This is a genomic window from Acidimicrobiia bacterium (assembly GCA_016650365.1).
Taxonomy (GTDB): Bacteria; Actinomycetota; Acidimicrobiia; order Spongiisociales; family JAENVV01; genus JAENVV01.
Map to the genome: position 1 here is coordinate 1 of JAENVV010000202.1, position 1,445 is coordinate 1,445.

General features: G+C 62.7%; 1 protein-coding gene. It reads right to left on the bottom strand.

The genetic code is table 11. The annotated features are described in order from the left end of the window. A partial coding sequence (locus JJE47_12295) for a CocE/NonD family hydrolase (protein ID MBK5268204.1) occupies positions 1 to 1,264 on the bottom strand: 1,264 nt, incomplete at its 3' end. Between the last annotated feature and the right edge of the window lie 181 nt (positions 1,265 to 1,445).

Consider the following 1,445-nt stretch of genomic DNA (forward strand, 5'->3'; position numbering starts at 1 on the left):
CTACCAGGCCCACCGGCTCATCGACAGTGACATGAAGATCGACCTCGGGAGGCCCGAGAATTTCGATGGCTTCAGCCAGAGGCTCGGTTTCAAAGACCAGGGAAGCGGAATCGTCGGCGCTGGAATCCGTGCTTCCGAGCCCGGCCCGATCCCAGAATGGTGCGTGGGAGCCAACCCACTGCGGGCCGCTCCAGGTCAGGGACCCGTCGTGAGCGAGTTCGGAAAGTCGCCGTTGCCAGCGAATCCCGTCGTCGGGCGGCCAAGAAGGCTCGACCCGCCAGTAGCCCTGCGATCGGGCACCGTCGTACGGCGGGGCGGTTCTGATCCAAGCCGTCAACTCCGGCATCTCCATGACCCCGTTGTCGTCGCCCCGAAGGTGATGCCCGAACCACCGCGCCATGAGATCAAGATGGTCGTAAGTCGGAGCAGGAACTCCAGTCGCCGGTCGATAGTGCCCCCAGGGACCGATCACGGCTCGCTTGGGACAATCGAGGTGCTCGAGCAGAGCCAGCATCCCGTCGACGTAACCGTCGAGCCATCCCCCGATCAAGAGCGTTGCCGCCTCTATTGACCCGTAGTCGGCACAGGGCGAGCCATGCAGCCAGTAGTCGTCTCGTTGCTGATGCCGTAGCCAGTTGAAAGGCCATTGCGGTGTGCCTTCGAGACGTTCCATCCACATTTCCATCCATCGGTCGCCAACGATCTCAGGATCTGGGGGGAGCCCGTTGTAGGCAATCATGCTCCCCGGCCAATCAGCTTGCTCGGCAGCATGGAGTGAACCTCCGACATAGTGGACGTCGGAAGCGAACCGATCGTGAGTCGCATGCGCCGCCACGATTGCTTTGAGCTCGGGAGGGCGCGACATGGCTGCCTGCAGGGATGAAAACCCGCCCCAGGAGATCCCCCACATCCCCAGGTTGCCGTTGCACCAGTCCTGTCCGGCTGTCCACGTGAGGATCTCAAGAGTGTCGGACATCTCCAGAGCCGTGTACTCGTCGGTAGCGACTCCATCGGAGGCTCCGGTGCCCCGAACATCGACTCTCACACCGGCGATCCCCCGTCCGGCGAGATAGGAGTAGGTCCGCCAATCGGGACCGAGGAAGTCCTCGTCCTTACGATATGGAACCGACTCGACCACGGCCGGAAATGGGCCATCACCCTGTCCATCGGGAAGATAGACGGTGACTCCAACCCGAACCCCATCGGTCATCGGGACGAAAACACGACGGTCGATTCGCACTGGGTAGTCGGTTGATTCCGCCATGGTCTGAGCCTATTAGCTGCCGCCAGCGGTCGGCCCGGGAAGCGCGGTCGGCGCGGGAAGCGAGGGCCGAACTAGGGTCGGAGGCGTGGCAGAAGCCTCGCAGGCCAAACTGGTGTACTAGGGCAAACCGGTGTATTACGCCGAGTACCTTCAGCTCGACCGGCTGCTATCGAGCCAGGAG